We start from the raw sequence: 23,794 nt of genomic DNA on the forward strand, positions 1-23,794 counted from the left end.
CATTTTGAACGCTGCGAGAAGTGGCCGTGATCGCCTGATCAGCGATCACGGCGTCCACGTTACGCCAACGCAGCAGCGACAGCATCCTTCATTGAGGTGGGCGCGCGACCGATCAGGGTCTCCAACGCGTTGCTTTCATCCAGCAACCAACCATCCGCAGCTCCGGCCTCGGCATCAGCGATAAACGCCGCAACGAATTCCGGAAGACCGACCGAGGTGAGAATTTCAGAATATGCCTCTTTAGGCACTGAATTGTAGGGGATGTCCTTGCCGATTTGTGCGGACACTTCAGCAGCCATGTCCGCAAGCATAAATGCTGCGCCACCCAGTTCGTAAGTCTTGCCCTTGTGTTCTTGTTGAGCCACGGCAACAGCCAGCGCTTTGGCATAATCTTTGCGGGTGGCCGGGGTCACGCGTCCGTTGCCGACACTGCCGACCAGCGCGCCGGCCTCGATCGACGGCTTTAGTGAATCAGTCCAATTCTCCAGATACCACCCATTGCGGAGCACAGTGGTCTGCAAACCAGACGCCGCCAACAACTCCTCGGTCACCTTGTGATCTTCTGCAATGATCAGCGGTGATGTGTCCGCCTTAGTGATCGACGTGTAGACGATCCGCTGAACCCCTGCGGCTTTGGCAGCTTCAATCACGTTGCGATGCTGACCGACACGGTCATCAAAATCACTGGACGAGATCAGCGCCAGCACCGTAACACCCTGAAGCGCTGGCACCAGCGTGTCCGGCTTTGTGTAATCAAACGCCCGGGCCTCGACCCCCAGATCAGCCAGTTTTTCCGGGGATCGGGCCAAAGCCACAATCTCCTCAGATGGTGCCAGAGTTTTCAGTTTTTCGATGGCCAGGCGGCCCAGCTGTCCGGTTGCTCCGGTTATCGCAAATGTCATCTTACAAGTCCTTCCTGGGATGTTGACGACGCGACAGATAACGCCTAACTAACAAAAAGGAAGTACGCACAAATTTGTTAGTATGAAAAAAGAAACAGACTCTGACCAAATGAAAGCGGACGTGATGAGCGCGCAGTGCCCATCGCGGCAATTGTTGAATCACGTGACCAGCAAGTGGGGCGTTCTGGTTCTGCTGGCACTGGTCGAAGGAACCCAGCGCTACAGTGATCTGCGTCGCAGGATCGATGGCGTCAGCGAGCGGATGCTGGCCCAGACCCTGCGTACGTTAGAGGAAGACGGGTTTATCCTGCGCAAGGCGTACAAAGTCGTGCCGCCCCACGTGGAATATACACTGACGCCGTTTGGATTGGGTGCAGCGGAACGGGTCGTGTCTTTGGCCCATTATCTCGAGGGCGCTTTTGACACTGGGGTGGTTCAGGCATCTGCGTCGGCTTAACTGACGATCCTTCGTATCAACGAGATATGCGTGTCGCCATATTTCCGGCTGTCTTCCAACGAAAATCCGTCTGGCGCCGCCATCGGAGCGTTTTCTTCCCACACGATCAGTGCATCATCTGCGACCCAGCCGCCCTCGATCGCTTTGGTCAGGGCCTTCTGACCCAAGGATTTTCCATAGGGTGGATCGAGGAAAACCAGCTCACACGGATCGCCTCCATTCTCGCCCAACCGCGTGGCGTCACGGCGGATCAGGTCTGTGCGGTCGGCGCTGCGGGTCAGGTCGATATTTTTGCGGATCAACCCCTGCGCCACGCGCCCGTCGTCGACAAAAGTGACATGCGCTGCGCCGCGCGACAGCGCTTCGAGCCCCAGCGCGCCTGTTCCCGCGAAAAGGTCCAGAACGCGCAGGCCCTCAAAGTCGACCTGATGGTTCAGGACGTTGAACAGGCTTTCGCGCACCCGGTCCGTGGTCGGGCGCAAATGCGCCGCGGCATCGCCTTTGCCGACCGAGGCCAAAGCGCGGCCCCGGAACTCGCCGGCGATGATCCTCACGCTTTGAGCAGCGGCTTCAGATCCGCCTCAGGATCGGCAACGACCGCTGGGTCAGCGGTTTTGCCCGCGTCGATCAGGCGTTTGCCGACCATATAGGCGCGCGGATCATTCATCGCGTCGACGGCGATCAGTTGATCTCCTCTGTAGTACCAGAAGGACACCGTCTGCCCCTCGCCCTTGCGGGTCACAACGCGGTCATACCCGGTGTTCAGACCCGCAATCTGCAGTTTTACGTCGTACTGATCCGACCAAAACCACGGCGTTGCCACATAGTCTTTGGCCGCTCCCAGCATGTTCTGTGCCACGATCTCGGCCTGATCGATGGCGTTCGGCACGCTTTCCAGGCGGATGCGACCTTCGCCATGCGGAAAAGATGCGCAATCGCCCGCCGCCCAGATCGACGGATCGGATGTGCGACCGTGGGCGTCGGTTTTGATGCCATTGTCCAGGTCAAGACCCGCCATTTCGGCCAATTGCGTCGAGGGGGCGATCCCCACGCCAACGACGACAAAATCGACCTCAAGTTCCGATCCGTCTGTCAATACGGCACCGGTGACCTTGCCGTTCTCACCAACCAGACGATCCAACCCGACCCCTTCGCGAATGTCGGCACCGTATTCGGTGTGCAAAGCGCGGAAGTAGTCGCTGGTCTCGGGCGCGGCGACACGCTGCAGGATGCGGTCTGCCATCTCAACAAGGGTCACTTTCACACCGCGCTTGGCGCAGACCGCCGCAGCCTCGAGCCCAATATAGCCGCCACCCACGATCAAAGCGCGTGCGCCGTCTTTTACGCGGGGCTCCATGTCATCAATGTGGGTCAGGTCGCGCACGACATGGACACCTTCCAGGTCCCCACCGATGGCCGCGGGCAGATAGCGCGGATCCGAGCCGGTGGTCAGAGCCAACTCATCATAAGAAACCACCTCATCGCCCAAAGTTACAGTCTTGGCCTTCGGATCAATTGCTGTCACGCGCTGGCCCAGCCGCAGGGTAATGTTGTTTTCGGCATAAAAGCTCTCGGGGCGCAGGAACAGGCGTTCAAGCTCCATTTCACCAAGCAGGTAAGCCTTTGAGAGTGGCGGGCGCTGGTACGGCAAATGCGGCTCGGCACCAATCAGGGTGATGTCGCCTTCGAACCCGTCTTTGCGCAGCCGCGCAACAAGGGATGATCCCGCCTGTCCGGCTCCGATCACAACAATATGGCTCATCTTCGTCCCGCCCTGTGAATTTCCCATGGTTTCATTTTTCGGCTCACCTATATTGCGGCTGAGGCCGACTCTGCAAATCCAATCGACAGGAGGATCAAGATGATTTCAACCGGTGATATGCTTCCCGACGCAACGTTGACCCAAATGGGGGCAGAAGGACCCGAAGAGGTTCGGATTTCAGACAAGACCAAAGGCCGCAAGGTTGTGATCTTCGCCGTGCCCGGCGCGTTCACGCCCACCTGCCATTCCGCGCACGTGCCCAGTTTCATGCGCACCAAAGACCAGTTCGCAGCCAAAGGCGTAGATGAGATCGTCTGCGTTTCGGTCAACGACCCCTTTGTGATGGGTGCCTGGGGCGAAGCCACCGGCGCGAAAGAGGCAGGCCTGACCATGCTGGCGGACGCCGCATCCGAGTTCACCAAGGCCATTGGCATGGATTTTGACGCCCCCCCTGTCGGCCTGATCGCACGCTCCAAGCGCTATGCGATGCTGGTTGAAGACGGCAAGGTCGTAGCGCTGAACCTGGAAGAAAACCCCGGCGCCTGCGAAATTTCGGCTGGCGAAGGTCTGCTGGAAAGCATCTGATCTGAACGGGCCCCGGTACTCCGGGGCCACGTTAACCCTAATTCACTTGATGCAACTCTCTGATGGGCCGATACTTGCCCCATTCAATCAGGGAGTTTTTTGATGAAACTCAAAGTCATCACAGTACTTCTGGGCACTGCTGGCGCGCTTGCAGCCTGCGGCCCGGCCCCAACACCTCAGCAACAGGCTGCACGACAACACGAGATTGCTTGCCTCAGCGGCACGTTGGGCGGAGCGTTGATCGGCGGCGTGATCGGCAACCAATTCGGCGGCGGGTCCGGCCGGGACATCCTGACCGCTGGCGGGGCCGTGGCAGGCGGTGCCGCGGGCCAGCGTTACGCGTGTTAAAGGAGAGCGATCATGAAATCAGGTATTTTGACAGTCGCGCTCGTATTGCTGGCAAGCGCTGTATCGGCAGAAACCGTGGCGGAATTGCATGAACGGGAACTCAATGCGATAGACGCCAACAATGACGGGTTTCTGTCCAAGGACGAATTCAACGCCTTTTCAGACTATGCCTTTCAGGCCATGGACGAAGACAAGAACGGCACCCTGGGCATGGCAGAAGCAAAGCCGTTTCTGGACATAAAGCAGTTTCAAAACGTTGACCGAAACAACGACAGCGTTATCTCTCGCGCAGAGTATGACGCGCAAATGAATGACGATTTTTCAGCCGCTGATCAGGACGGGAACGGTCTGTTGGATTGATCACACCGCCGGGCGGATCGATAGGAGCGTTGAATGAATAAGTGGATTACCATCGGCATTCTGGGGTTTCTTGCCGCCTGCGACGCGCCACAATCCCCTGTGGTCACCGGACCGGACGGGCAGGCCCGCATTCAGATCAACACCTCGGGTCTGACCTGCTACAATACACGCTGTCTGGACATTAACCCGGCTGCGCGCAGCGTGCGCTCGGTTGGGAATCGCACAACCGGCATTCCGGGGGATATCAACGTAAGCGACGGCACCGTCACACCGGCCGAGTTCCGGCGTCTGGGCGAGGTTGCCGCGTTGGCGGGTGGAATGGGCTCGAGAGGTGACCGTTAAACGAGGCTGTCCATCTTGCGGGCCAGTTTCGCATCCAGTGATGACAAGCCGCCCACGTCATGGGTGGACAGGACAACCTCGACCGTGCGGTAGACATTGGACCATTCCGGGTGGTGGTTCCATTTCTCAGCAAAAATCGCCACTTGGGTCATCCAGCCGAAAGCGTGGACAAAGTCCTCGAATATAAAGGTTTTGGTGATCGCGTCCCGGTCCTTAACCATGGTCCAGCCGTTTTCGAACAGCGGGTCCAAAAGGGGGCCGCGTGTCTCGGTCGACAATAATTCCGTCATTGCTGTTCCTCCGGGTTCGACTTTCTGAACGGGCCATAATCCGTCAGAATCTCGATCTCTTCTCCCACTGCGCGGGCCTCGGCGTCCAGATACTTTTTGATCGCATCGGCAAAGCCCGGGTCGCTGACCCAATGCAGACTATGCGTTCTGGTGGGCAGATACCCGCGCGCCAGTTTGTGTTCGCCTTGCGCTCCGGCCTCGACGCGCGCCAGACCCTCGGCAATGGCAAAGTCGATCGCCCTATAATAGCACAGTTCGAAATGCAGGCAGGCGTGATGCTCGGTACAGCCCCAATAGCGCCCAAACAGCGTCTCGCGACCGATAAAATTCAGCGCCCCGGCAATCGGGTACCCGTCCCGTTCGGCCAGAATCAGAGCCATGTCGTCCGCCATGGTTTCATGTGCAATATCAAAAAACTGGCGGGTCAAATAGGGCATGCCCCATTTGCGCGACCCGGTGTCCTGATAGAATTGCCAAAAGGCATCCCAGTGTTCGGGGCGCAGATCATCGCCGGTCAGTGTTCGGATCTCGCCGCCAAAGCCGCAGGCCTGCGCGCGCTCTTTGCGGATATTCTTGCGCTTACGAGAAGACAGCGCCGCAAGAAACCCGTCAAAGTCAGCGTAATCGTCGTTCAGCCAGTGAAACTGCTGCGAATGGCGCGCCATCAGACCCATTTGCTCGCCCGCCAACGCTTCATCCTCGGTACAGAAAGTTGCGTGAACGGATGAGACCTGATTGTCCGCTGCCAGTTGCACCGCACCTTGCACCAGAGCGGACATCCCTAACGCCTCGTATCCCGGACGCACCAGAAACCGACGCCCTGTCGCCGGCGTGAACGGAACTGCGATCTGCAGCTTGGGATAGTAACGCCCGCCGGCGTTCTCATAGGCATGCGCCCAGCTGTGGTCAAAAATGTATTCGCCCTGGCTATGAGACTTGGCGTACATCGGTGCGGCAGCGACCAGCATTCCGTCCAGATAGGCCGTCAGATACTGCGGCTGCCAGCCGGTTCCACGCCCGACCGAGCCGCTATGCTCCAGCGCGATCAGAAATCGATGGGTGGTAAACGGATCAAGCGGGCGGCCACCATCTGCGGCCTCGGGGCAGGCGCAGCTGTCCCACTCTGCCGCCGGTATCTGAGACAGCGAGCTCAGTACCCGAACCTCAATCTGTGCCTGATCCATGTGCCCTCCGCGTCTGGTCTTTATCTGTGACGACGTGGGTCGGGTTCAACCCGGATGTGTGGCCAGATACCCTTCGAAGGTCACATTGTCGGCAACTTCGCGGGCCTTTGCCTCTTGTTCAGGCGACCGCACCGTCCAGCACAGGATCGGTACACCGCGCGCCTTCAGCTCGGCGACGCGGGGACGGTCCAGATCGGCCACCTCATGGCTGATGAAACTGGCACCAACCCGGTCGAAATCGGGAATCCCGCGCAGGTGGTCGCAAACGGCGTGCGGCAACAGTTCTTCCTTGGGCTGGTATGACCCCGTCACGATGCCTCGTGGCAGATGCGGGGCCAATCGCGCCAGTTCAGCGACCGAGTTGGGGTTGAACGACATCAACGCCACCGGCCCGTCATAACCATGCAACGCCCGCACCGCATCGCGTTCCAACGCCCCGACCGAGGTGCCCATGGCGCCGTCCTGATCCTTGAACTCGATCAGCAGAGGCACCTTGCCCGACACGATCTCGAGCACCTCGTCGAAGGTCGGTATGCCGTCATCAGCGTGCAGCAGTTTGGTGCCCGAGGCCTGATCAGCGGTGATCTGCTGGATCGGGCCAGACTGTCCCGTCAGGCGGGTCATGTCATAGTCATGAAACACCATCGCCCGATTGTCGGCGGTCAGCTGCAGATCAATCTCGATCGCATAGCCTGCCTCGACAGCGGCACGAATGGCCGCCCGGCTGTTTTCCGGGCGGTTGTCCTGTTTGTCATGCAGCGCACGATGCGCCACAGGAACGGTCAGGAAGGCTTCGGGCAGTGCTGGCGTCATTGAACTTCGAAGATGCCTTCGATTTCAACCGCCACGCCCAGAGGCAGCGCCGCCGCGCTTACCGCCGAACGCGAATGGCGACCCGCATCGCCCAGCGCTTCGACCAGGAAGTCCGAGGCCCCGTTGATCACCTGCGGTTGGTTGGTGAAATCCGCGGTCGAGTTCACGAATCCGGTCAGTTTGACAACGCGCACCAGCTTTTCGATATCGCCGCCACAGGCTGCTTTGACCTGCGCCAACAGGTTAATGGCGCATACTTTCGCCGCTGCCGCGCCCGCATCGACATCCATGTTGTCGCCCAGCTTGCCCGTGATCAGCTCATCCGCTTTCGAGATCTGGCCCGAGACGTATACGATGTTTCCCACGCGCACGAACGGCACATAGTTGGCAGCAGGTGCAGGTGCATCCGGCAGGGTGACGCCCAGACTTTCCAGTTTCGCGGCGATGCTCATGAGGTTTCCTCCCAAATTCGAGTCGGAGCGAAGCTAACCGGGAAGGCGGTTATGGAAAAGTGACAAAACGGCCATGCGGCCCGCGCCAAGTGTGGGCGTAACTTTTCTTATTCTGAACTGTTGAACCTGTGTCACTTTACCTTCGCCCATCAGGCGGGTTAAACGCTATTTGTTTCCCTATGGCTGTGAAACAACTATGTGACATTAAATTGCGCTGCCCGCAGCGGCGACAGGCAGTATTGATTAAGTGTTTGGGTTTAAACGGCCCAAAAGGTTTGGAGTAGCAGAACTCGTGTTGAGCAGAATCAGCCTTATTCCCCTGATCGCCCTGTCGCTGATGACGGTTCTGAGCGCCTGTGCCACGCGCCCACCCGAAGGCGCGCCGCAGAGTCAGGTTTTTGACCCCTACGAACGGAACAATCGCGGCGTTCACAAGTTCAATCTGGGCGTCGACCGCTTTCTGTTCCGCCCGGCCTCGAAAGGGTATGTAAAGATCGTGCCCGATCCGATGGTGACCAGCTTCAATAACTTCGCCGAAAATCTCACCATGCCCGGCCAGGCGTTGGACTACCTGTTGCAGGGCAATATCAAGCAATCGGGCAATGCATTGTTGCGGTTCGTCATCAATTCGACCGTTGGCGGCCTGGGATTGTCCGCCCCCGCAGACGAGTTGGATCTGCCGCCCGTCGACACGGATTTCGGCGAAACCCTGCATGTTTGGGGCGTCGGCGAAGGCGCATATGTCGAACTGCCCTTCTACGGCCCGTCAACCCAGCGCGATGCGATTGGCGTTGTGGTCAATCTGTTCTCGAACCCGATCAACTTTACGCCGGTCCGCCCGGTGGACAATATCGGCGTTTATGCCGAAGTCGTCCGCCGCATGGGAGACCGCGGGCGATTCTCGGACACAGTTGACTCGATCCTGTATGAAAGTGCCGACAGTTACGCTCAGGCGCGTACCATTTACATACAAAATCGTCGCTTCGAACTGGCGCGGGACGATGAAGAAGCCTATCTGGGTCTATATGACGACCCATATGCAGACACCGGGACGGACCCTGTCAGGGACCCCTACCTAGATCCATACGAGGACCCCTATGAGGACCCCTATGCCGAGTAACCTTATGAACCGTCGCGGTTTTGTCGCCACCGGCCTGACCGGGTTGGCACTGACCGCCTTTCCCCTTTCCGCCCTTGCCCAGACAGAGGCCAGCGCCAAGGCTCTGGTTGTCAGCGTCGTGGATGAGATCAATCGTGTGATCGCTTCGGGCAAATCCGAAAGAGCGATGATCCGCGATTTCGAGAAGATTTTCGTACAATACGCCGATGTCCCGATCATGGCGCGTTATGTGCTGGGGGCGGATGCACGCTCGGCCAGCCCGTCACAACTGAAGCAATTCACCCAGGCGTTTCAGGGCTATATCTCGAACAAGTATGGCCGCCGTTTCCGTGAATTCATTGGCGGTCAAGTCACCGTTCGCAACGCCCGCAAGATCAGGGCAGGGTATGAGGTGCGCACTTCGGTCAAGCTGCAGGGATCGTCCCCGTTTGAGGTCACATTCCTGGTGTCGGACAAGTCAGGCCGCGACAAGTTTTTCAACATGTTTATCGAAGGTGTGAACATGCTGCTGACCGAACGGACCGAAGTCGGCGCGATGCTGGATGCCCGTGGCGGTGATCTGAACCGCCTGATCAAGGATATGAAGCAGAACAAGGTCAGCTGATCTGGTTCCAAAATTGGAAAAGCGCCGCGCGACCCTGTCAGCGCGGCGCTTTTGCGTTTAGTTCAGGCGCTCGCCCGTTTCCTTGGCAAAGTACGACACCTTGCTCATGTCGAAGGCAAGGTTGAGCATCTTGCCCGCCTGTGCGCTGGTTTCCGCATGCAAGCGTGCGGTGACCTGTTTGCCGCCCAGTTCCGATACCACATAGGTGTCGGCCCCGGCGGGTTCCACCATATCGACCATGCAAGCCGCTTCCTGAACGCCGTCGCCAGCCCGGAACCCGGCCTCAGCAATATCTTCGGGACGCAGGCCCAGAATGACATCCTGTGGCAGCGACAGATCGCGTGCGTCGTTCAACACCAGCGTTTCGCCTTGGTCGCGCGCGATGGCGATCTGGGTGCCCGAGCCATTCCTGGTCGCTTGCGCCGGGATCAGGTTCATCGCAGGCGAGCCCATGAAATCGGCCACAAACAGGTTGGCCGGGTTGTTATAGATCTCGGCCGGAGTACCAATCTGCTGCACCACTCCACCCTTGAGAACCACGATCTTAGTGGCCAAGGTCATCGCTTCGATCTGGTCATGGGTCACATAGACGATCGAGGCATCCAACGTCTGGTGCAGCTTCTTGATCTCGGTCCGCATCTCAACCCGAAGCTTGGCGTCGAGGTTCGACAGCGGCTCGTCAAACAGAAACAGTTTGGGATCGCGCACCAGCGCGCGACCCATCGCAACCCGCTGACGCTGACCACCCGACAATTGGCTGGGGCGGCGGTTCAGCAAGGGTTCGATCTGCAGCAGCGAGGCGACCTCTTTCAGCTTGGCATCCTGCGTGGCCTGATCGACCCCGCGGACCTTCATGCCGAACGTGATGTTCTTGGCCACGGTCATGGTCGGGTACAGAGCGTAGGACTGGAACACCATCGCGATGTCACGGTCCTTGGGGCTGACATGGGTCATGTCGTTGCCACCGATGGACAGCGTCCCGCCGGTGATTTCCTCAAGCCCCGCGATGCAGTTCAGCAAGGTGGACTTACCGCAGCCCGAGGGGCCGACCAGCACCAGGAAATCGCCCGGTTCGATCGAGATGTTGATGTCCTTCAGAATCTCGGTCGCACCGTAATTCTTATAGAGTTTGTTGATATCAAGGATGGGAGCCATGGGTTATCCCTTCACGGAACCGGCGGTCAGGCCGCGGATGAAATACTTACCGGCAACGACATAGACGAGCAGCGTCGGCAGACCCGCGATGATCGCGGCGGCCATGTCGACGTTGTACTCTTTGACGCCGGTGGTGGAGTTAACAATGTTGTTGAGGGCAACGGTCACGGGCTGCGTGCCTGCCTGGCTGAACGACACGCCGAACAGAAAGTCGTTCCAGATTTGCGTGAACTGCCAGATAACGGTCACCACAACGATGGGCAGCGACAGCGGCAGGAAGATCGACCAGAAGATCCGCAGGAAACCGGCCCCATCTACACGGGCAGCCTTAGTCAACTCGGCCGGGATGGTGACATAGTAGTTGCGGAAGAACAGCGTGGTGAAGCCCAGCCCGTAGATGACGTGGACGAAGATCAGGCCCGGAATGGTTCCGGCGATCCCCATCATGCCCAGCAGACGCGCCATCGGCAGCAGCACCACTTGGAACGGGATAAAGCAACCAAACAGCATCAGCGAGAAGATGATGTTGGCCCCTTTGAACCGCCACTGCGCCACGACATAGCCGTTCAGCGCACCCAGCAGGGTCGAGATCGCCACCGCCGGCACAGCAATCAGGACCGAGTTCCAGAAATAGGGCCGCAGACCTTCACACTGGATACCGGTGCAAGCGCCTGACCATGCGGTTTTCCAGGCGTCGAAGCTGACTTCGCGCGGCAGTGAGATGAGAGAGCCAGTGCGGATTTCCTCAAGGCTTTTCAGCGACGTAGTGACCATTACGAACAGCGGCATCAGGTAGTACAGCGCGAACAGGCCCAACAGGACATACAGCAACCAACGCAGGGCAATCTTGCCAGTGCCACTTTGGGTGCGGGTTTGGGTTTGGGGCATCGAAATATCAGTCATTTTTAGCCCTCAGTTCTGAATAAAGGTAAGGAACCACGATGGCAAAGACGACCAGCATCATGATCATTGCAGACGAGGCCGCCTGACCAATATCACCGCGCGAAAACGCCATGGCGTACATGTAGGTGGCCGGCAAATCGGTTGCGTAACCCGGACCACCGCCTGTCAGCGCAATGACAAGGTCAAAGCTTTTGATCGCGAGGTGGGCCAGCACGATGAAGGCGGACAGGAAGATCGGGGCCATCGAAGGGATGATGATCGCCGTATAGATGCGCCATGTGGGGATGCCATCGACCTGCGCGGCCTTGATGATCTCTCCGTCCACAGACCGCAGCCCGGCAAGAAACAGCGCCATGACGAAGCCTGAGCTCTGCCAGATCGCGGCCATCACGATGGTGTAGATGGCGTAGTCAGGGTTCACCAGCCAGTCGAACTCGAAATTCGGAAAGCCCCAGCCCTGCACCATGGACTCGATCCCCAGACCGGGGTTCAAAATCCATTTCCACGCGGTGCCGGTAACGATCATCGACAGCGCCATTGGGTACAGGTAGATCGTGCGGATCGCTCCTTCGGCGCGGATCTTCTGATCCAGCAGGATGGCCAGCAACAGGCCCAGCACCATCGCGATCACGATGAACAGCGCGCCAAAGACATACAGGTTGTTGATTGCCGTGTCCCAGCGGGGTGAGTCGAACAGGCGCTCATATTGAATGAAGCCCTTGATCTCGTATTTCGGCAGTAGTTTCGATCGGGTCAGCGACACCCATGCAGTCCATCCGATAAAGCCGTAGACAAAGATCAATACGGCGATGAACGACGGTGCCAGCACCACCTTGGGCAGGTGGTTTTCCAGCCATTCGGACATTTTAGCCTCCGGGGAAAGGTGCTCTGCCCCTCAGTATAGGGGGCAGAGCGTGTTGGATCAGTAGCTGTTTGCTACCGCGTCCGCCAGTTGCTGAACCGCGTCAGCCGAGGACATATCCGAGTTGAAATGCGCGGTCACGACGTCGGTGATCGCACCGGACTGCGATCCGCGCAGGGCCATGCCATGGGCATAGGACGGCAGCAGTGAACCGGCGTCCGAGGTCGCGCCCATGTCTTTGGCTGACAGGTTGGCACAGATGTCGAAGTCATCCAGCGCCACGTCGGTCCGTGCAGGGATCGAGCCTTTGTTCAGGTTGAACACTTTCTGGAAGTTCGGCGCGACAATCAGCTTGGCCAGCAGGTCCTGACCGGCTTTCTTGTCGTCGCCTTCCACGTCGAACATGGCAAAGCTGTCAACGTTGTACAAGTAACCGTCACCTGGGGTCGAGGCGCACAGGAAGTCCTCGCCCGGCTTCTTGCCAGCCGCCAGGAATTCACCCTTGGCCCAGTCGCCCATGATCTGGAACGCCGCTTCGCCGTTCATGACCATGGCAGTCGCCAGGTTCCAATCACGGCCCGAGAAGTTCTCATCCACATAGCCACGCAGGGTGCGCATCTGGTCAAAGACCTGAACCATCGTGTCCGACGTCAGCGCTTCAGGGTCCAGATCAACCAGTGCCTTCTGGAAGAACTCAGGCCCGCCAATGCCCAGAACCACCGTTTCAAAGACGGTCGCGTCCTGCCATGCCTGACCACCATGGGCCAGCGGGATCACACCAGCGGCCTGCAGCTTGTCCGCGGCGGCGTTGAACTCTTCCCAAGTGGTCGGCATTTCGATGCCGTTTGCCGCCAGAACGTCTGCGTTGGCCCAGATCCAGTCCACACGGTGCACGTTCACCGGTGCCGCGCACCAGGTGCCCTCACACTTCATGTGACCCGCGATCGATGCGGGCAGCACTTCGGCCCAGCCTTCAGCCTCGGCGACGGACGAGATGTCGGCCAGAACGCCCTCTTCATACCATTCCTGAATGGCGGGGCCTTTCAACTGAACGGCAGCCGGCGCGTTGCCCGCCAGAACACGGGCCCGCAGCGCGGTCATCGCGGCGTCACCGCCACCACCTGCGACCGGCATGTCGGTCCATGTACCGCCGTTCGAGGCAAATTCTTCCTGCAGAACAGCGACCGACTTGGCCTCACCGCCCGAGGTCCACCAGTGCAGAACCTCAGCCTGCGGCTCGGCCACAACCGACGATGCGGCCGCAACAGCCAGCGTCGATACGGTGGCAAATGCAAAACGATTCATGTCTTGTCTCCTCCCTGAGAACTCAATGGCTGCCGAAGCAGCGATTGCGCTATTACTGAGGGCCGAATGCCATCTGACAACGCGTAATCCGCGCCAAGATGCAGACGAAGCCCAATTTTTCACCACTTTTGTTACAGCGTGTTACGTTGACATTGAATCCGTTTCCGTTCGTTACAATTGACGACGTCGGAGGAATATTATCGGGAGGACAGACAGAGTGAGCATTCCGCGGCTTCTGGTGGTGGATGACGACCCGGACATGCGGTCGATGATGACTCAACTGATGCAAAAGAACGGGTTCATCGCCCTGCCCGCCAGCACCGAGCGTGAAATCCGTTCGCACTTGTCCAACGGCCGGATCGACCTGATCCTGCTGGATGTGATGCTGGGGGATGAGAACGGCATCGACATTTGCGCCCGGCTGCGGCGCGAACAGGATGTGCCGATCATCCTGGTCTCGGCCCTGTCCGCAGACCATCAGCGCATGGCCGGTTATGAGGTTGGGGCGGATGACTACATCGCCAAGCCGTTCAACCCGCAACTGATGCTGGCCCGTATTCGCGCGGTGATGCAACGCGCGCGGCGGTCGTCGTCGCTGGCCTATCGTCGACGAACCCGCACCTTCCGCTTTGACGGTTGGGTCTATAACGGAAAGCGCGACGACCTACACTCCCCCGAAGGCTATCTGGTGTCTCTGTCGCAACGGGAAACCGCCCTGCTCAAGGTGCTGCTGGCCAATCCGCATATCCCGCTGACCCGAGAAGAGATCGTCGCCGCGCTGGATGTGACCGGCGACAGCGACAAGCCCGAGGCGCAGGGGCGCGCCATCGACATGCTGGTGGGTCGCCTGCGGTCCAAGATTGAGGCGAACCCGAAAGATCCGCAAATGCTGCGCACGGAACGCGGGGTCGGTTATATCTTTGCCGCTGACATCGCGGTCGAAGAATGACCCTGCGACTGCGCAATCTGGGATTGCTGTGGGCGTTGTCGGCTTTTGCCGCGGGGCTTGTTTCAGCCGGGCTGTGGTTCGCATCGGCGCGTGCCTGGAATGATTACCTGATCCAATCCTTCGTCGCCGGATTCACGGTGTACGAAGAGTTGCGCACCGGCATGGCCCCGTCCGAGGGTCTTTCGATCACACGCTTGTCGCCGAAAGATGCCGCGCTGGCCGAAAATGGCGAATTCCAGCGCCTGCCCGGGTTCTCGGACCGCCGGTTTGTCACCAACCTGTCGATCCTGACGGACAGTTCGTCGCCGCTCAGCGGGCGCGAGCTGACGGTCGCGATCCTGTCTGACCGGCTGATCTATCCTGTGTCAGACATCGTCTCGGGCATTGATCAAACCGGTCCCGAGAAGATGGGCAACCTGACCCGGTTGTTGGCCACCTATTGCAGCGAACCGATCCTGATCGCAAAATTCGGGCGTGAAGCTTGGTATCAGGTGGATGGGACGCGGATCTGGGGCTGTCAGGCCGCACCGATGGATTTGCGCCTGCCCGCCGTTCTGTTGGGGATTGTCGCGCTTGCGATCATCCTGTCTTCGGTCAGCAACGTTTCGGATACCTTCACCCGGTTCGCGCACGCCCTACGCCAACGGCAGCGGTTGGGCGGACCGGAAAGCTATGAGGCTGATGGCCCGGATGAGCTGCGCAATATCGTTTCAGCCGTGAACGCCCATCTGGATGCCGAGCGCGCTCAGCTGGAAAAACGCGCGACGGTCTTGTCCGGCGTCAGCCACGATCTTGGCACTCCCGCGACCCGCGTGCGCCTGCGTGCGGCCCTGATCGCTGATGACGAACTGCGCGAAAAGCTTGAGGCGGACGTGGACCAGATGACCGGCATGATCGAAAGCGTCCTGACCTACACGCGGTCCGAACTGGATGTCGAGGAACCACAACAGATCTCCCTGACCTCTCTGGTCGAGTCGTTGGTCGCCGACTATCAGGACATGGACCTGCCCGTGACCCTGAAACAGACCGATCCCGTCGCGGTCGAAGGGGCCACATCCGTCTTTATGTCCCGGCGTGGTCATGGTCAGCTTACCGAGACGCGCCGCGTATTGGTCGTAGCGCGGCCGATTTCTCTGCGGCGCGCGCTGACCAACCTGATCGACAACGCCCTGAAATACGGGCGTCATGCCGAGGTCCAGTTGGAGACTGACGCGACCACGGCCACCATCACGGTCGAGGATAAGGGCACTGACCTTTCCGTCTCCGATATCGAAAACCTGATGGCCCCGTTTCGGCGCGGATCGAACACCGGATCATCGGACGGATTCGGCTTGGGCCTGACAATTGCCTCCACCGTAGCCGAGCAACATGGCGGAGAAATGCGCTTTGAGGCCGGAGACTGCGGCCTGCGCGCCTGTCTGCAGATCGCTCGGCAGTGAGTACTCAGGTCGCATAACTGCGCACAAGTGCGCGGGCGATCAACGACCAGCCATCGGCAATGACAAAAAACGCCAGCTTGAACGGCAGCGACACGATGGCCGGTGGCACCATCATCATGCCCATCGACATCAAGACCGCGGCAACCACAAGATCGATAATCAGAAAGGGCAGGAACACCAGAAACCCAATCTGAAAGGCACGCGCGATTTCCGACAGCATGAAGGACGGCATCAGGATCGACAGCGGCGCATCGGGCGACAGAGGGATAGCATCCCCTTCGGGGCGCAAAGCGGCCATGGCGTGAAACGTATCAGGGTCCAGACGAGCCGCCATGAAATCGCGAAACGGTTGCACGGCGCGTTCCAAAGCGGGCTCAACCTCCATCGTCTCATTGACCATTGGGCGGATGCCAGCTGTCCAGGCTTCGGTAAAAACCGGATCCATGATGAAATAGGTCAGGAACAGAGCAAGGCTGACGATCAGCATATTCGGCGGAGACTGCTGCAAGCCGATCCCCTGCCGCAAGATGGCCAAAACGGTAATCAAAAACGGAAAACAGGTGATCATGATCGCAAGCCCGGGCGCGAGGCTGAGCACCGTAATCAACAGGATCAGCTGGATCGTGCGCGCCGAGATCGAGCCGCCCTCGCCCAGCGAGATCGACACCTCTTGTGCCGAAGCCAGAGACGGGGTCAACGCGGCAAGCACGACCACCAGCAACAGTAGCCGGTGCATCAGCCGATACCGTTTTGAAGATCAGCGATTTCGGTCAGGCGCACGGCAAGTTGACCCGCCTGCTCTCCCTCCATCTCTTCCAATAGGCCGCGCGCGACAAGTTGATCCCCAACATAAAGGTCCACCGGGTCTTCGATGCGTTTGTCCAGCGTCAAAACGGCGTTTTCGCCCATGCTTAGCAGATCGCGGATCAGCGGGCGCGCTCGACCCACCGACACGGTGACTTCGATCGGAACGGCCTCAAACGGGTTGGCCTTTTCGGTTCTCGGGGTCTGCGGATCACTCATGGTTCACTGCCTCTTTTGCCTGAAAAACATACGCCTGAAAGGCTTGATCGATCGCAGCCAGCACTCCGCTGCAATCCACTTCGCGCTGGGAAATCCCCACCTTGAGCCGCGCCTGCCCAAGGTCGAGCGAGGCGTCTTCGACAACCTGCACCGGTGAGGATATTGCGTTAGGAATCATGCCTTCCACTTCGGCCGCGCGTCCCTCGGGTACAAAAACCCGCATCGGCTGTCCGATCTGCGTGCGGGCCATATCAGTGAGTTCTTCCGCGAGGCGGGCAGCGAACCCCCGGTCCATCGTTTCGGGTAAAACCACCTTTGTTAGACTCTGAAACATGGGTTCAAGGGACTGGGCCATCCAGTGAACAGCCTCATGGTAAGTGAAAGACATATCCTCGAGCGATCTGGCCAGATCGTCGGAAACCTGCCCCCGGCTGCTCTCTTGCGCTTGGGTGGCGTCCTCCCAGCCTGCACTGTAGCCCTGATCAAACGAGGCAAGCCTTTGTTCTTCCAGTGCGTCCTCATCCAGGACATGCAACTGACCCCCATTGGCCTGCAGGGTGAAATCTTCAAGAAGATGGGCAATCGACATCACACACGCTCCTCACCTTCTTCCAGCCAGCTGCGCAGAATCTCGACCGTTTCCTCCTGCTTGTCGCCAATCATCGCGCGCAGCCGATCCACCGGGTCGGCCCCTGTACCCGTCGCCAAAGCTGGCACAGTCCCGCCTGGCACCTGCCCGGGCAGAGAGGTGAATTCTCCGCTGTCTTCGGTTGCGATTTCTCCGGTCAGGATTGTGTCAGGCTCGGGGGTCGCGCCCGCCGGCAACAGGGCCGGGGCGGCGGCCGCCTGTGTCAGGATGGGGCGGACGACAAATAGGCCAAGCACCAGAGATACAAGCGCCAGAACCGCCATCTGGATCAGCGACATCACATCGAAATGTACCTTCTGCCACAGCGATGCCGTTGCCAGCGTCCCCTGAGGCGCGACAGCGGGCAGGTCCAGCGACTTCAGCGTGATCACATCCCCGCGTTCTGCATCGAACCCAACGGCCGACGCGACCAGCTCTTGCAAGGCATCCAGTTCAGCCTGAGGCATAGGGGTAAAGGTTTCCACCCCATCCGCCCCGACCGACCGGGTTCCGTTTACCAACACTGCAACGGTCAGTCGTTTGATAGCGCCGGGACCGTTATGTACCTCAAGTTCAGTTTCTGAGACTTCATAGTTGATCCGCTCACGCGTCTGCGTCGCGTTCGAATTGGACTCGTCTCCGCCTGCGCCGTCGCCGTCTGGCAGGTTCGACGCAACCGTTACGTCCCCCGACTGATTGCGAGCACTATCAGAACGCTCTTCAACGTCGGTGCTGATGGCTACGCGACTATTGGGATCAAAACGCCGTTCGCGGATCGATTCGGTCTTTGTGACCGTATCGACGCTGACTTCGACCACGGCATTTCCTGTGCCCACACGCGCCTCGACCAGACGCAGCACCCGCTCCCGCAACTGGCGGGATTTATCGTCCGCGGTATCTGAAGCCACCGGGTTGTCCTGCGCCCCGATCACCGCGCCATTCGAGTCGATCACAGTGACATTTTCCGGCGCCAGGCCACTGACAGCCGATGAAACCAGGAACCGGATCGCCTTGGCCTGATCTGCCGTGATGTCCGCGCCGGACGCAACCAGGTAGACCGAGGCAGTCGGGGCGACGCTGCGTTGAAATGGATTCGACGATCCGTTGGCAATATGGACTCGAGCCTGGCTGACATGAGGGCTGCCGACGATGGTTCGGGCCAGCTCGCCTTCCTTGGCGCGCCAATAGGCGGCGTCGAACATCTGCGACGTGGTGCCGAAACCGCTGAGAGAATCCAGCAGTTCATACCCTCTGTTTCCATTGGCGGGCAGGCCCTCGCTGGCAAGGGTCATACGCAGCTCATCCCGCTGCGCACCGGGAACATAGATCGAGCCCCCACGAATCTCGTACTGCACACCGCGTTGATCCAGCGAGCGGACGATGTCTCCCGCTGCGCCGCTTTCCAGTCCGGCATAAAGCAGGGTCATCGACGGCGCGGTCACCAGCCGCGACATCGCGAGTATCCCCAGGAAAACCAGTACTCCTGCACCGGCGACGATGATTTGTTTACGCCTGTCCAAATTTGCCCAGACAGTTCCAATCTGCTGCACGCTCACCTCCGACTCGCCGACATTCTGCCCGGCGCATCCCTTGTTTGGACGATTGCCCTTAACAATCGGTTAGTCCCTGCCAGGTTATGACGATTGCAGATTGAAGGAATGAGGACGTCATGACCGACGCGACTGCAGAACAGGCAGAAGTCCCGGAAAAATCTGGGAAAAAGGGAATGATCATAGGGGTGATTCTGGCAATTGCCGGCGCTGCGGGCGGGTATTTCCTGACCACGTCAGGCCTGTTGCCGTTTGGTGGGAAATCTGCAGCGACGGAGGCTGCGGACAAGGGCGCGGACACGCCCGCCAAGGCCCTCCCAAAGGTCAGCTTTGTCGATCTCGCCCCAGTAATTGTCTCTGTCGACACTGGCGATTCGCGGCATTTGAAGTTCCACGCCCAGCTTGAGGTGAACGCGCAATACCAGGCGGATGTGGAGAAAATGAAACCGCGAATCATGGACGTGTTGAACGGCTATCTGCGCGCGATCGAGGTGTCGGACCTTGAGGATTCGCTCGCACTCATGCGCATCCGCGGGCACCTGCTGCGGCGTATCGAGATCGTCGTCGGTGAGGGTCGCGTGCGCGACGTGCTCGTCATGGAATTTGTACTGAACTAGGAGGCGAAATTGGAGCTGATTGCGGATATTTTGCTGGTTGCCGGCGCGTTGGGTGCGGGTCTTTACTGTTTCGTTCTGTCGCGGCGGTTGAAACGCTTTACCGACCTTGAAAAAGGCGTGGGCGGCGCGGTGGCGGTCTTATCCTCCCAAGCCGAAGAGCTGAAAAAGTCGCTTGATTCAGCCCGGGACGCCTCGGACCAGTCCGGTGCGACACTGAACGCGTTGACGGAACGCGCTGAATCCGTTGCTCAGCGGCTTGAGCTAATGATGGCTTCTCTGCACGACGTCGTGCCGCAAGACGAAACGGCCGCTGAGGTTTCGAAAGAACCAGAATCGGCACCAGAGGCTGTATCAGCGCGCCCGCAGCCCAGCGCCGAACCCGAGGGCGAGGGCGAGGATGAACCTGTCGCCGAACCTTTGGCAAAGAAACCCGGTGGCCTGATGTTCCTGCGCCACAACCGCAGTGAGGCCACGGCATGACGCGGAAGTCTGCGGACAATCGTCCAAAAAGCGGTGTTCTTGCGGTTATCGCGATGCTGATGATCGGCTCAGCGGCGATCCGGGTCGGATTCGAGGCCGGTCCGGCCTTGGCCAAAAGCGCCGAGCCCGAGCCGGCAGAACCTGCCGGTCGCCAACCCCAGCTGCCCGGAGCACAGGAACTGCTGACAGAGTTGCTGCGCCGGGAAGACGCCCTCAAAAAACGAGAGGCGGCTGTGGTGGACAGAGAAAAGGCACTGGAGATTGCCGATCAGGCCATCGAGACGCGATTGGTTGCGCTGCAAGAGGCCGAGGAGTCTTTGCGGCAAACCCTGGCGTTCGCGGAAAAGGCGGCTGAGACGGATCTGACACGTCTGACCGACGTGTATCAGAGCATGAAGCCAAAAGATGCCGCCGCACTTTTTGAAACAATGGACCCCGGTTTCGCAGCTGGTTTTCTGTCCCGCATGCCGCCGGACGCCGCCGCAGGTGTCCTGGCCGGGCTAAGCCCCGAGGCAGCCTATACAATCAGTGTCATCATGGCCGGCCGAAACGCCGCAGCCCCACAGGAATGATCGGCATGTTTATCACTTTCGCATCTGACATTGCAGGAGACCGCCCATGATCGGAATTATCGGAATCGTCGTCATCTTCGCCATGGTCTTCGGCGGCTACCTGGCTGCTGGTGGCAAGATGACGATCATTTTGAAATCGCTCCCGTTCGAGATGATGATGATTGGCGGGGCCGCTGTTGGTGCGTTTCTGATCAGCAATGACATGAGCGCGGTCAAACATACACTCAAGGACATGGGCAAAGTCTTCAAAGGCCCAAAGTGGAAGCCAGAAGACTACCGCGACCTGCTTTGCCTTTTGTTTTCGCTCATTCGCATCGCCAAGGCCAATCCGGTCGAGGTGGAACAGCATATCGAAGATCCCGAAAACTCATCACTGTTCGCAGCCTACCCAAAGATCAAGGCGGATAAGGAAGCCGTTGATCTGATCTGCGACACGATGCGTTCGGCGTCGATGAATTATGACGACCCGCATCAGGTGGAAGAGGTGCTGGAAAAGCGGATGGAGGCGAACTTCCATCACGCGATGCACTCGAGCCATGCCTTGCAAACGGTGGCAGACGGCCTGCCTGCGCTTGGGATCGTGGCCGCGGTTCTCGGCGTTATCAAGACAATGGGGTCTATTGACCAGCCACCAGAAGTTTTGGGCAAACTGATCGGCGGTGCTTTGGTCGGGACGTTCCTTGGCGTTTTCCTGGCCTACGGTCTTGTTGGTCCCTTTGCGGGCAAACTGAAAGCCGTGGTCGAAGAAGACAACCATTTCTATCAATTGATCAAAGAGGTTCTGGTCGCAAACCTGCACAACCACAATGCAGCCATGTGTATCGAAGTTGGTCGCCAGAACACACCAACACACAACCGGCCCGGTTTCTCCGAGCTTGAAGAAGCGCTGAAAGAACTCAAACAGGCTGCGGCATGATACGGACCATCTTCCTTGCAGGGGCGTTAAGCGCGGCGGCTTCGCTTGCGCAGGCGCGGGACGTGACCGTGCGCTCGGGTGAACATGACGGCTACACCCGTCTGGTCGCCCAGGTTCCGACCGGCACCGACTGGGTACTTTCACACAAAAAGAACGCGGCACGCCTTAGCGTTGAACTGGATGAGGTCACATTTGATACTCGATCCGTGTTCCAACGTTTGACGCAGGGTCGATTGGCGACAATTGCACAATCGGAGCCCGGCTCTGCCCTTGAGATGCAGTTCGGGTGCGACTGCGTTGCCTCTGCCTTTTTGTACAAAGAAACAATGATCGTGGTGGATATCGCACCGGGCACAACGCTTCCTCCGCTCAGCCCGGATATTCCGCCGCAAGTCTTGCCGAAAGCGGAGAAGGTAAAAGACCCGTTGCTGGCACAGAACCTGAAACAGCTAGAGCTGCCGCTGCTCAATCTCAGCGCTCAACGCTATGAAAACCAACTGTCAACGCTTCTGCTGCGAGGGGCGGATCGGGAAATAGTGGATTTGCAGTTGGCACCGGTCGGACCACGACCAACTGTCGCTGCAAATGGACCATTCATCCCATCGGATTTGAATGCGAACGTAAATGTGACATCAGTGTTGGACGGTTTGAACGAGCTGTTGGGGCCCTCACTTCCGCAGCTTGAAAAGCGCCCGCCCTGCATTTCAAACGCCGATCTTGGGTTTGAGACCTGGGCCGGAACCGGCCCGTTCCCGGAACAAGTCGCGTCACTGCGCAGTTCGATGTTTCAAGAGTTTGACCACATCGACAAAAAGAAGGTTCTCAAACTGGCGCAATTATATGCCTATTCCGGCTTTGGTGCAGAGGCGCTGCAGGCGCTGGACCTGCTGGGCAACCAAACCCCGGGTGCGGATCAGATTGCGGCCATCGCCAGGTATCTGGACGGCACGCCAGCGCCAAAGCCAAACCCGTTCGCAGACCTTCAACGCTGCGAAAGTGATGCCGCGTTATGGGCGGTCTTGACCGAAGGCAAATTGACGGAAGAGGCCGACCTGCAAGTGATTGAGCAGTCTTTTGTGCGGCTGCCGGACCATTTGCGTCGCCATGTTGGACCGACTCTGGCAGAGATTCTGACGGATGCGGATCATCTGGAGGGCGCGCGGCGTGTGCTGCGTTCGGTCGACCGTGTCGAAACCGACGCCAGCGCCGATACGTCCCAAGCAAAGGCCAAAGTTGCTGCCGCCGAAGGCGATGGGCCCAAGTCCGAGGCCTTTTTAAACCAGGTAATCGAGTCCTCGGGCGCCGAGCTTGAAGCACCACTGGCGCTTGCGCGTCTGGTCGACAAGCGCTGGTCGGACCGCGGATCCGTTTCCCCGCAGGAGCTTGAACTTGCAGCATCCTATATCCACGAATTTCATCGATCAGACATTGGCCCCCAGATGCTGCAAACACAGATCGTCGCGCTTAGCCTAGGGCATGAGTTTGATCAGGCAATGGATCTATTGCAGGCGCATGACACTGGAGGATCCGAGGCACTGAATCGTGTAACCCTTGTCCTGGCCGAGCGGGCCGACGACGCGACATTCCTGCGTCGCGCGTTAACGCTGACGCCATCGCAGAAACAGGCGCTGTCAACAGATACCGCAGTTGCTGCGGCCGAAAGACTGGCCGCGCTGGGTTTTGCCAATGCCGCGTTGGAACTGGCCAGCCGGTCGCAGGACAGGGCGCGGCGCTTAGACCGTGCCAGGATTCGCGCGCAGGCCGCCCTGCTTCAGGGTCGACCGCGTCAGGCAATGCTGGAACTTGCAGATGATCCCTCAGACGCGGCTCAAGTGTTGCGGGGACAGGCGCTGCAGATGACGGAAGATTATGAGGCAACAGCCAAACTTTTGCGAGAGATCGGACAGGGCGAAAAAGCCGACCGGTATGTATGGCTGGCAGATCGCCCTGAAACGGTGGACGAAGCAAGTGGGTCAAAGTTCTCGGCCATTCGCCAAACAACGCAGAACCTCTCTGCCCCGCCCGAACGAACACCCGACAAACCCCTTGCCGATGCGCAGAGCCTGTTAGACGACAGCGCACAAACACGAGAACGCATTTTGGACTTGCTGGCGAAGGTAACCCCTTGACAGGCGCGCTAAACCGGCGGCCAGTGTGCAGTCGCCGCACCAGTCCT

The 23,794-nt window shown here is 59.0% G+C and carries 29 protein-coding genes; 14 read left to right on the forward strand and 15 right to left on the reverse strand.

Annotated features, from left to right (window positions below; all coding sequences use genetic code 11):
• Positions 1 to 59 precede the first annotated feature (59 nt).
• The gene (locus tag J7416_RS08315; protein ID WP_209224251.1) at positions 60 to 902 is read right to left on the reverse strand and encodes an SDR family oxidoreductase; all 843 of its coding nucleotides are present in this window, start codon (positions 900 to 902) and stop codon (positions 60 to 62) included.
• 124 nt (positions 903 to 1,026) lie between these two features.
• Here J7416_RS08315 and J7416_RS08320 point away from each other — a divergent pair, with 124 nt between their 5' ends.
• The gene (locus J7416_RS08320; protein ID WP_348540256.1) at positions 1,027 to 1,359 is read left to right on the forward strand and encodes a helix-turn-helix domain-containing protein; all 333 of its coding nucleotides are present in this window, start codon (positions 1,027 to 1,029) and stop codon (positions 1,357 to 1,359) included.
• Here the strand turns inward: J7416_RS08320 and rsmD are convergent.
• Complete coding sequence (gene rsmD / locus J7416_RS08325) at positions 1,356 to 1,913, reverse strand: 16S rRNA (guanine(966)-N(2))-methyltransferase RsmD (RefSeq protein WP_209224253.1); 558 nt, start codon at positions 1,911 to 1,913, stop codon at positions 1,356 to 1,358. The two genes, J7416_RS08320 and rsmD, sit on opposite strands and share 4 nt — an antisense overlap.
• The gene (locus J7416_RS08330; RefSeq protein ID WP_209224254.1) at positions 1,910 to 3,121 is read right to left on the reverse strand and encodes an FAD-dependent oxidoreductase; all 1,212 of its coding nucleotides are present in this window, start codon (positions 3,119 to 3,121) and stop codon (positions 1,910 to 1,912) included. The genes rsmD and J7416_RS08330 overlap by 4 nt, the downstream gene beginning before the upstream one ends.
• Positions 3,122 to 3,220: 99 nt before the next feature.
• Here J7416_RS08330 and J7416_RS08335 point away from each other — a divergent pair, with 99 nt between their 5' ends.
• The 4 genes from J7416_RS08335 to J7416_RS08350 all read left to right on the forward strand — a co-directional run bounded on the left by J7416_RS08335 (position 3,221) and on the right by J7416_RS08350 (position 4,756).
• Positions 3,221 to 3,706, forward strand: coding sequence for a peroxiredoxin (locus tag J7416_RS08335; protein ID WP_209224255.1), 486 nt, complete (start codon positions 3,221 to 3,223; stop codon positions 3,704 to 3,706).
• A gap of 102 nt (positions 3,707 to 3,808) precedes the next feature.
• Positions 3,809 to 4,054 (forward strand): glycine zipper 2TM domain-containing protein, encoded by a 246-nt coding sequence (locus tag J7416_RS22775; RefSeq protein ID WP_209224256.1) that lies wholly within the window; start codon positions 3,809 to 3,811, stop codon positions 4,052 to 4,054.
• Positions 4,055 to 4,066: 12 nt separating this feature from the next.
• Positions 4,067 to 4,414 (forward strand): hypothetical protein, encoded by a 348-nt coding sequence (locus tag J7416_RS08345; RefSeq protein ID WP_209224257.1) that lies wholly within the window; start codon positions 4,067 to 4,069, stop codon positions 4,412 to 4,414.
• A 33-nt stretch (positions 4,415 to 4,447) separates the two neighbouring features.
• Positions 4,448 to 4,756, forward strand: coding sequence for a hypothetical protein (locus J7416_RS08350; RefSeq protein WP_209224258.1), 309 nt, complete (start codon positions 4,448 to 4,450; stop codon positions 4,754 to 4,756).
• On the opposite strand, the gene J7416_RS08355 is transcribed toward J7416_RS08350, so the two are convergent.
• From J7416_RS08355 to J7416_RS08370, 4 genes are read right to left on the reverse strand one after another with little or no spacing between them, the layout of a single operon-like run.
• Positions 4,753 to 5,046 (reverse strand): 4a-hydroxytetrahydrobiopterin dehydratase, encoded by a 294-nt coding sequence (locus J7416_RS08355; protein ID WP_170425837.1) that lies wholly within the window; start codon positions 5,044 to 5,046, stop codon positions 4,753 to 4,755. The genes J7416_RS08350 and J7416_RS08355 overlap by 4 nt on opposite strands.
• On the reverse strand, positions 5,043 to 6,230 hold the full coding sequence (locus tag J7416_RS08360; protein ID WP_209224259.1) for a GNAT family N-acetyltransferase: 1,188 nt from the start codon (positions 6,228 to 6,230) through the stop codon (positions 5,043 to 5,045). Before J7416_RS08360 ends, J7416_RS08355 begins: the two co-directional genes overlap by 4 nt.
• Positions 6,231 to 6,275: 45 nt before the next feature.
• Positions 6,276 to 7,043, reverse strand: coding sequence for a glycerophosphodiester phosphodiesterase family protein (locus J7416_RS08365; protein ID WP_209224260.1), 768 nt, complete (start codon positions 7,041 to 7,043; stop codon positions 6,276 to 6,278).
• A complete protein-coding gene (locus tag J7416_RS08370) occupies positions 7,040 to 7,495 on the reverse strand; it encodes a RidA family protein (protein WP_209224261.1) in 456 nt (151 codons plus the stop codon). The genes J7416_RS08365 and J7416_RS08370 overlap by 4 nt, the downstream gene beginning before the upstream one ends.
• A gap of 337 nt (positions 7,496 to 7,832) precedes the next feature.
• Here J7416_RS08370 and J7416_RS08375 point away from each other — a divergent pair, with 337 nt between their 5' ends.
• Both J7416_RS08375 and J7416_RS08380 read left to right on the forward strand, forming a co-directional pair.
• Complete coding sequence (locus tag J7416_RS08375) at positions 7,833 to 8,615, forward strand: VacJ family lipoprotein (protein WP_170426447.1); 783 nt, start codon at positions 7,833 to 7,835, stop codon at positions 8,613 to 8,615.
• Positions 8,605 to 9,219 carry an ABC transporter substrate-binding protein gene (locus J7416_RS08380; protein ID WP_209224262.1) on the forward strand — a complete coding sequence of 205 codons (615 nt, stop codon included), beginning with the start codon at positions 8,605 to 8,607 and terminating at the stop codon, positions 9,217 to 9,219. The genes J7416_RS08375 and J7416_RS08380 overlap by 11 nt, the downstream gene beginning before the upstream one ends.
• A gap of 57 nt (positions 9,220 to 9,276) precedes the next feature.
• On the opposite strand, the gene ugpC is transcribed toward J7416_RS08380, so the two are convergent.
• From ugpC to J7416_RS08400, 4 genes are read right to left on the reverse strand one after another with little or no spacing between them, the layout of a single operon-like run.
• Complete coding sequence (gene ugpC / locus J7416_RS08385; protein WP_209224263.1) at positions 9,277 to 10,374, reverse strand: sn-glycerol-3-phosphate ABC transporter ATP-binding protein UgpC; 1,098 nt, start codon at positions 10,372 to 10,374, stop codon at positions 9,277 to 9,279.
• A gap of 3 nt (positions 10,375 to 10,377) precedes the next feature.
• The gene (locus tag J7416_RS08390; protein WP_209224264.1) at positions 10,378 to 11,277 is read right to left on the reverse strand and encodes a carbohydrate ABC transporter permease; all 900 of its coding nucleotides are present in this window, start codon (positions 11,275 to 11,277) and stop codon (positions 10,378 to 10,380) included.
• Positions 11,270 to 12,142 (reverse strand): sugar ABC transporter permease, encoded by an 873-nt coding sequence (locus J7416_RS08395; RefSeq protein WP_209224265.1) that lies wholly within the window; start codon positions 12,140 to 12,142, stop codon positions 11,270 to 11,272. Before J7416_RS08395 ends, J7416_RS08390 begins: the two co-directional genes overlap by 8 nt.
• A gap of 57 nt (positions 12,143 to 12,199) precedes the next feature.
• Positions 12,200 to 13,444 carry an ABC transporter substrate-binding protein gene (locus J7416_RS08400; protein WP_209224266.1) on the reverse strand — a complete coding sequence of 415 codons (1,245 nt, stop codon included), beginning with the start codon at positions 13,442 to 13,444 and terminating at the stop codon, positions 12,200 to 12,202.
• A 217-nt stretch (positions 13,445 to 13,661) separates the two neighbouring features.
• Between J7416_RS08400 and J7416_RS08405 the strand changes: the two genes are divergently transcribed.
• Positions 13,662 to 14,393 carry a response regulator transcription factor gene (locus J7416_RS08405; protein ID WP_209224267.1) on the forward strand — a complete coding sequence of 244 codons (732 nt, stop codon included), beginning with the start codon at positions 13,662 to 13,664 and terminating at the stop codon, positions 14,391 to 14,393.
• Positions 14,390 to 15,832: a HAMP domain-containing sensor histidine kinase gene (locus tag J7416_RS08410; protein WP_209224268.1), complete on the forward strand. Its 1,443-nt coding sequence runs from the start codon at positions 14,390 to 14,392 to the stop codon at positions 15,830 to 15,832. The genes J7416_RS08405 and J7416_RS08410 overlap by 4 nt, the downstream gene beginning before the upstream one ends.
• Before the next feature lie 4 nt (positions 15,833 to 15,836).
• Here the strand turns inward: J7416_RS08410 and fliP are convergent, their stop codons facing one another.
• Genes fliP through fliF form a run of 4 tightly spaced genes read right to left on the reverse strand, consistent with a single transcriptional unit; the run spans position 15,837 to position 19,033 of the window.
• A complete protein-coding gene (fliP, locus tag J7416_RS08415; protein ID WP_209224269.1) occupies positions 15,837 to 16,568 on the reverse strand; it encodes a flagellar type III secretion system pore protein FliP in 732 nt (243 codons plus the stop codon).
• Positions 16,568 to 16,855, reverse strand: a complete 288-nt coding sequence (locus J7416_RS08420; protein WP_209224270.1) for a FliM/FliN family flagellar motor C-terminal domain-containing protein — start codon at positions 16,853 to 16,855, stop codon at positions 16,568 to 16,570. Before J7416_RS08420 ends, fliP begins: the two co-directional genes overlap by 1 nt.
• Positions 16,848 to 17,444 carry an ABC transporter ATP-binding protein gene (locus J7416_RS08425; RefSeq protein WP_209224271.1) on the reverse strand — a complete coding sequence of 199 codons (597 nt, stop codon included), beginning with the start codon at positions 17,442 to 17,444 and terminating at the stop codon, positions 16,848 to 16,850. Before J7416_RS08425 ends, J7416_RS08420 begins: the two co-directional genes overlap by 8 nt.
• Positions 17,444 to 19,033, reverse strand: coding sequence for a flagellar basal-body MS-ring/collar protein FliF (fliF, locus tag J7416_RS08430; protein WP_209224272.1), 1,590 nt, complete (start codon positions 19,031 to 19,033; stop codon positions 17,444 to 17,446). The genes J7416_RS08425 and fliF overlap by 1 nt, the downstream gene beginning before the upstream one ends.
• A gap of 119 nt (positions 19,034 to 19,152) precedes the next feature.
• Between fliF and J7416_RS08435 the strand changes: the two genes are divergently transcribed.
• Genes J7416_RS08435 through J7416_RS08455 form a run of 5 tightly spaced genes read left to right on the forward strand, consistent with a single transcriptional unit; the run spans position 19,153 to position 23,747 of the window.
• On the forward strand, positions 19,153 to 19,650 hold the full coding sequence (locus J7416_RS08435; protein WP_209224273.1) for a flagellar basal body-associated FliL family protein: 498 nt from the start codon (positions 19,153 to 19,155) through the stop codon (positions 19,648 to 19,650).
• Between the two features lie 9 nt (positions 19,651 to 19,659).
• Positions 19,660 to 20,130, forward strand: coding sequence for a hypothetical protein (locus tag J7416_RS08440; RefSeq protein WP_209224274.1), 471 nt, complete (start codon positions 19,660 to 19,662; stop codon positions 20,128 to 20,130).
• On the forward strand, positions 20,127 to 20,702 hold the full coding sequence (locus J7416_RS08445; RefSeq protein WP_209224275.1) for a hypothetical protein: 576 nt from the start codon (positions 20,127 to 20,129) through the stop codon (positions 20,700 to 20,702). Before J7416_RS08440 ends, J7416_RS08445 begins: the two co-directional genes overlap by 4 nt.
• A 46-nt stretch (positions 20,703 to 20,748) precedes the next feature.
• Positions 20,749 to 21,618 (forward strand): flagellar motor stator protein MotA, encoded by an 870-nt coding sequence (gene motA, locus J7416_RS08450; protein WP_209224276.1) that lies wholly within the window; start codon positions 20,749 to 20,751, stop codon positions 21,616 to 21,618.
• Positions 21,615 to 23,747 (forward strand): hypothetical protein, encoded by a 2,133-nt coding sequence (locus J7416_RS08455; RefSeq protein WP_209224277.1) that lies wholly within the window; start codon positions 21,615 to 21,617, stop codon positions 23,745 to 23,747. Before motA ends, J7416_RS08455 begins: the two co-directional genes overlap by 4 nt.
• Positions 23,748 to 23,794: the final 47 nt, after the last annotated feature.

This window comes from Ruegeria sp. R14_0, assembly GCF_017743975.1.
Taxonomy (GTDB): domain Bacteria; phylum Pseudomonadota; class Alphaproteobacteria; order Rhodobacterales; family Rhodobacteraceae; genus Ruegeria.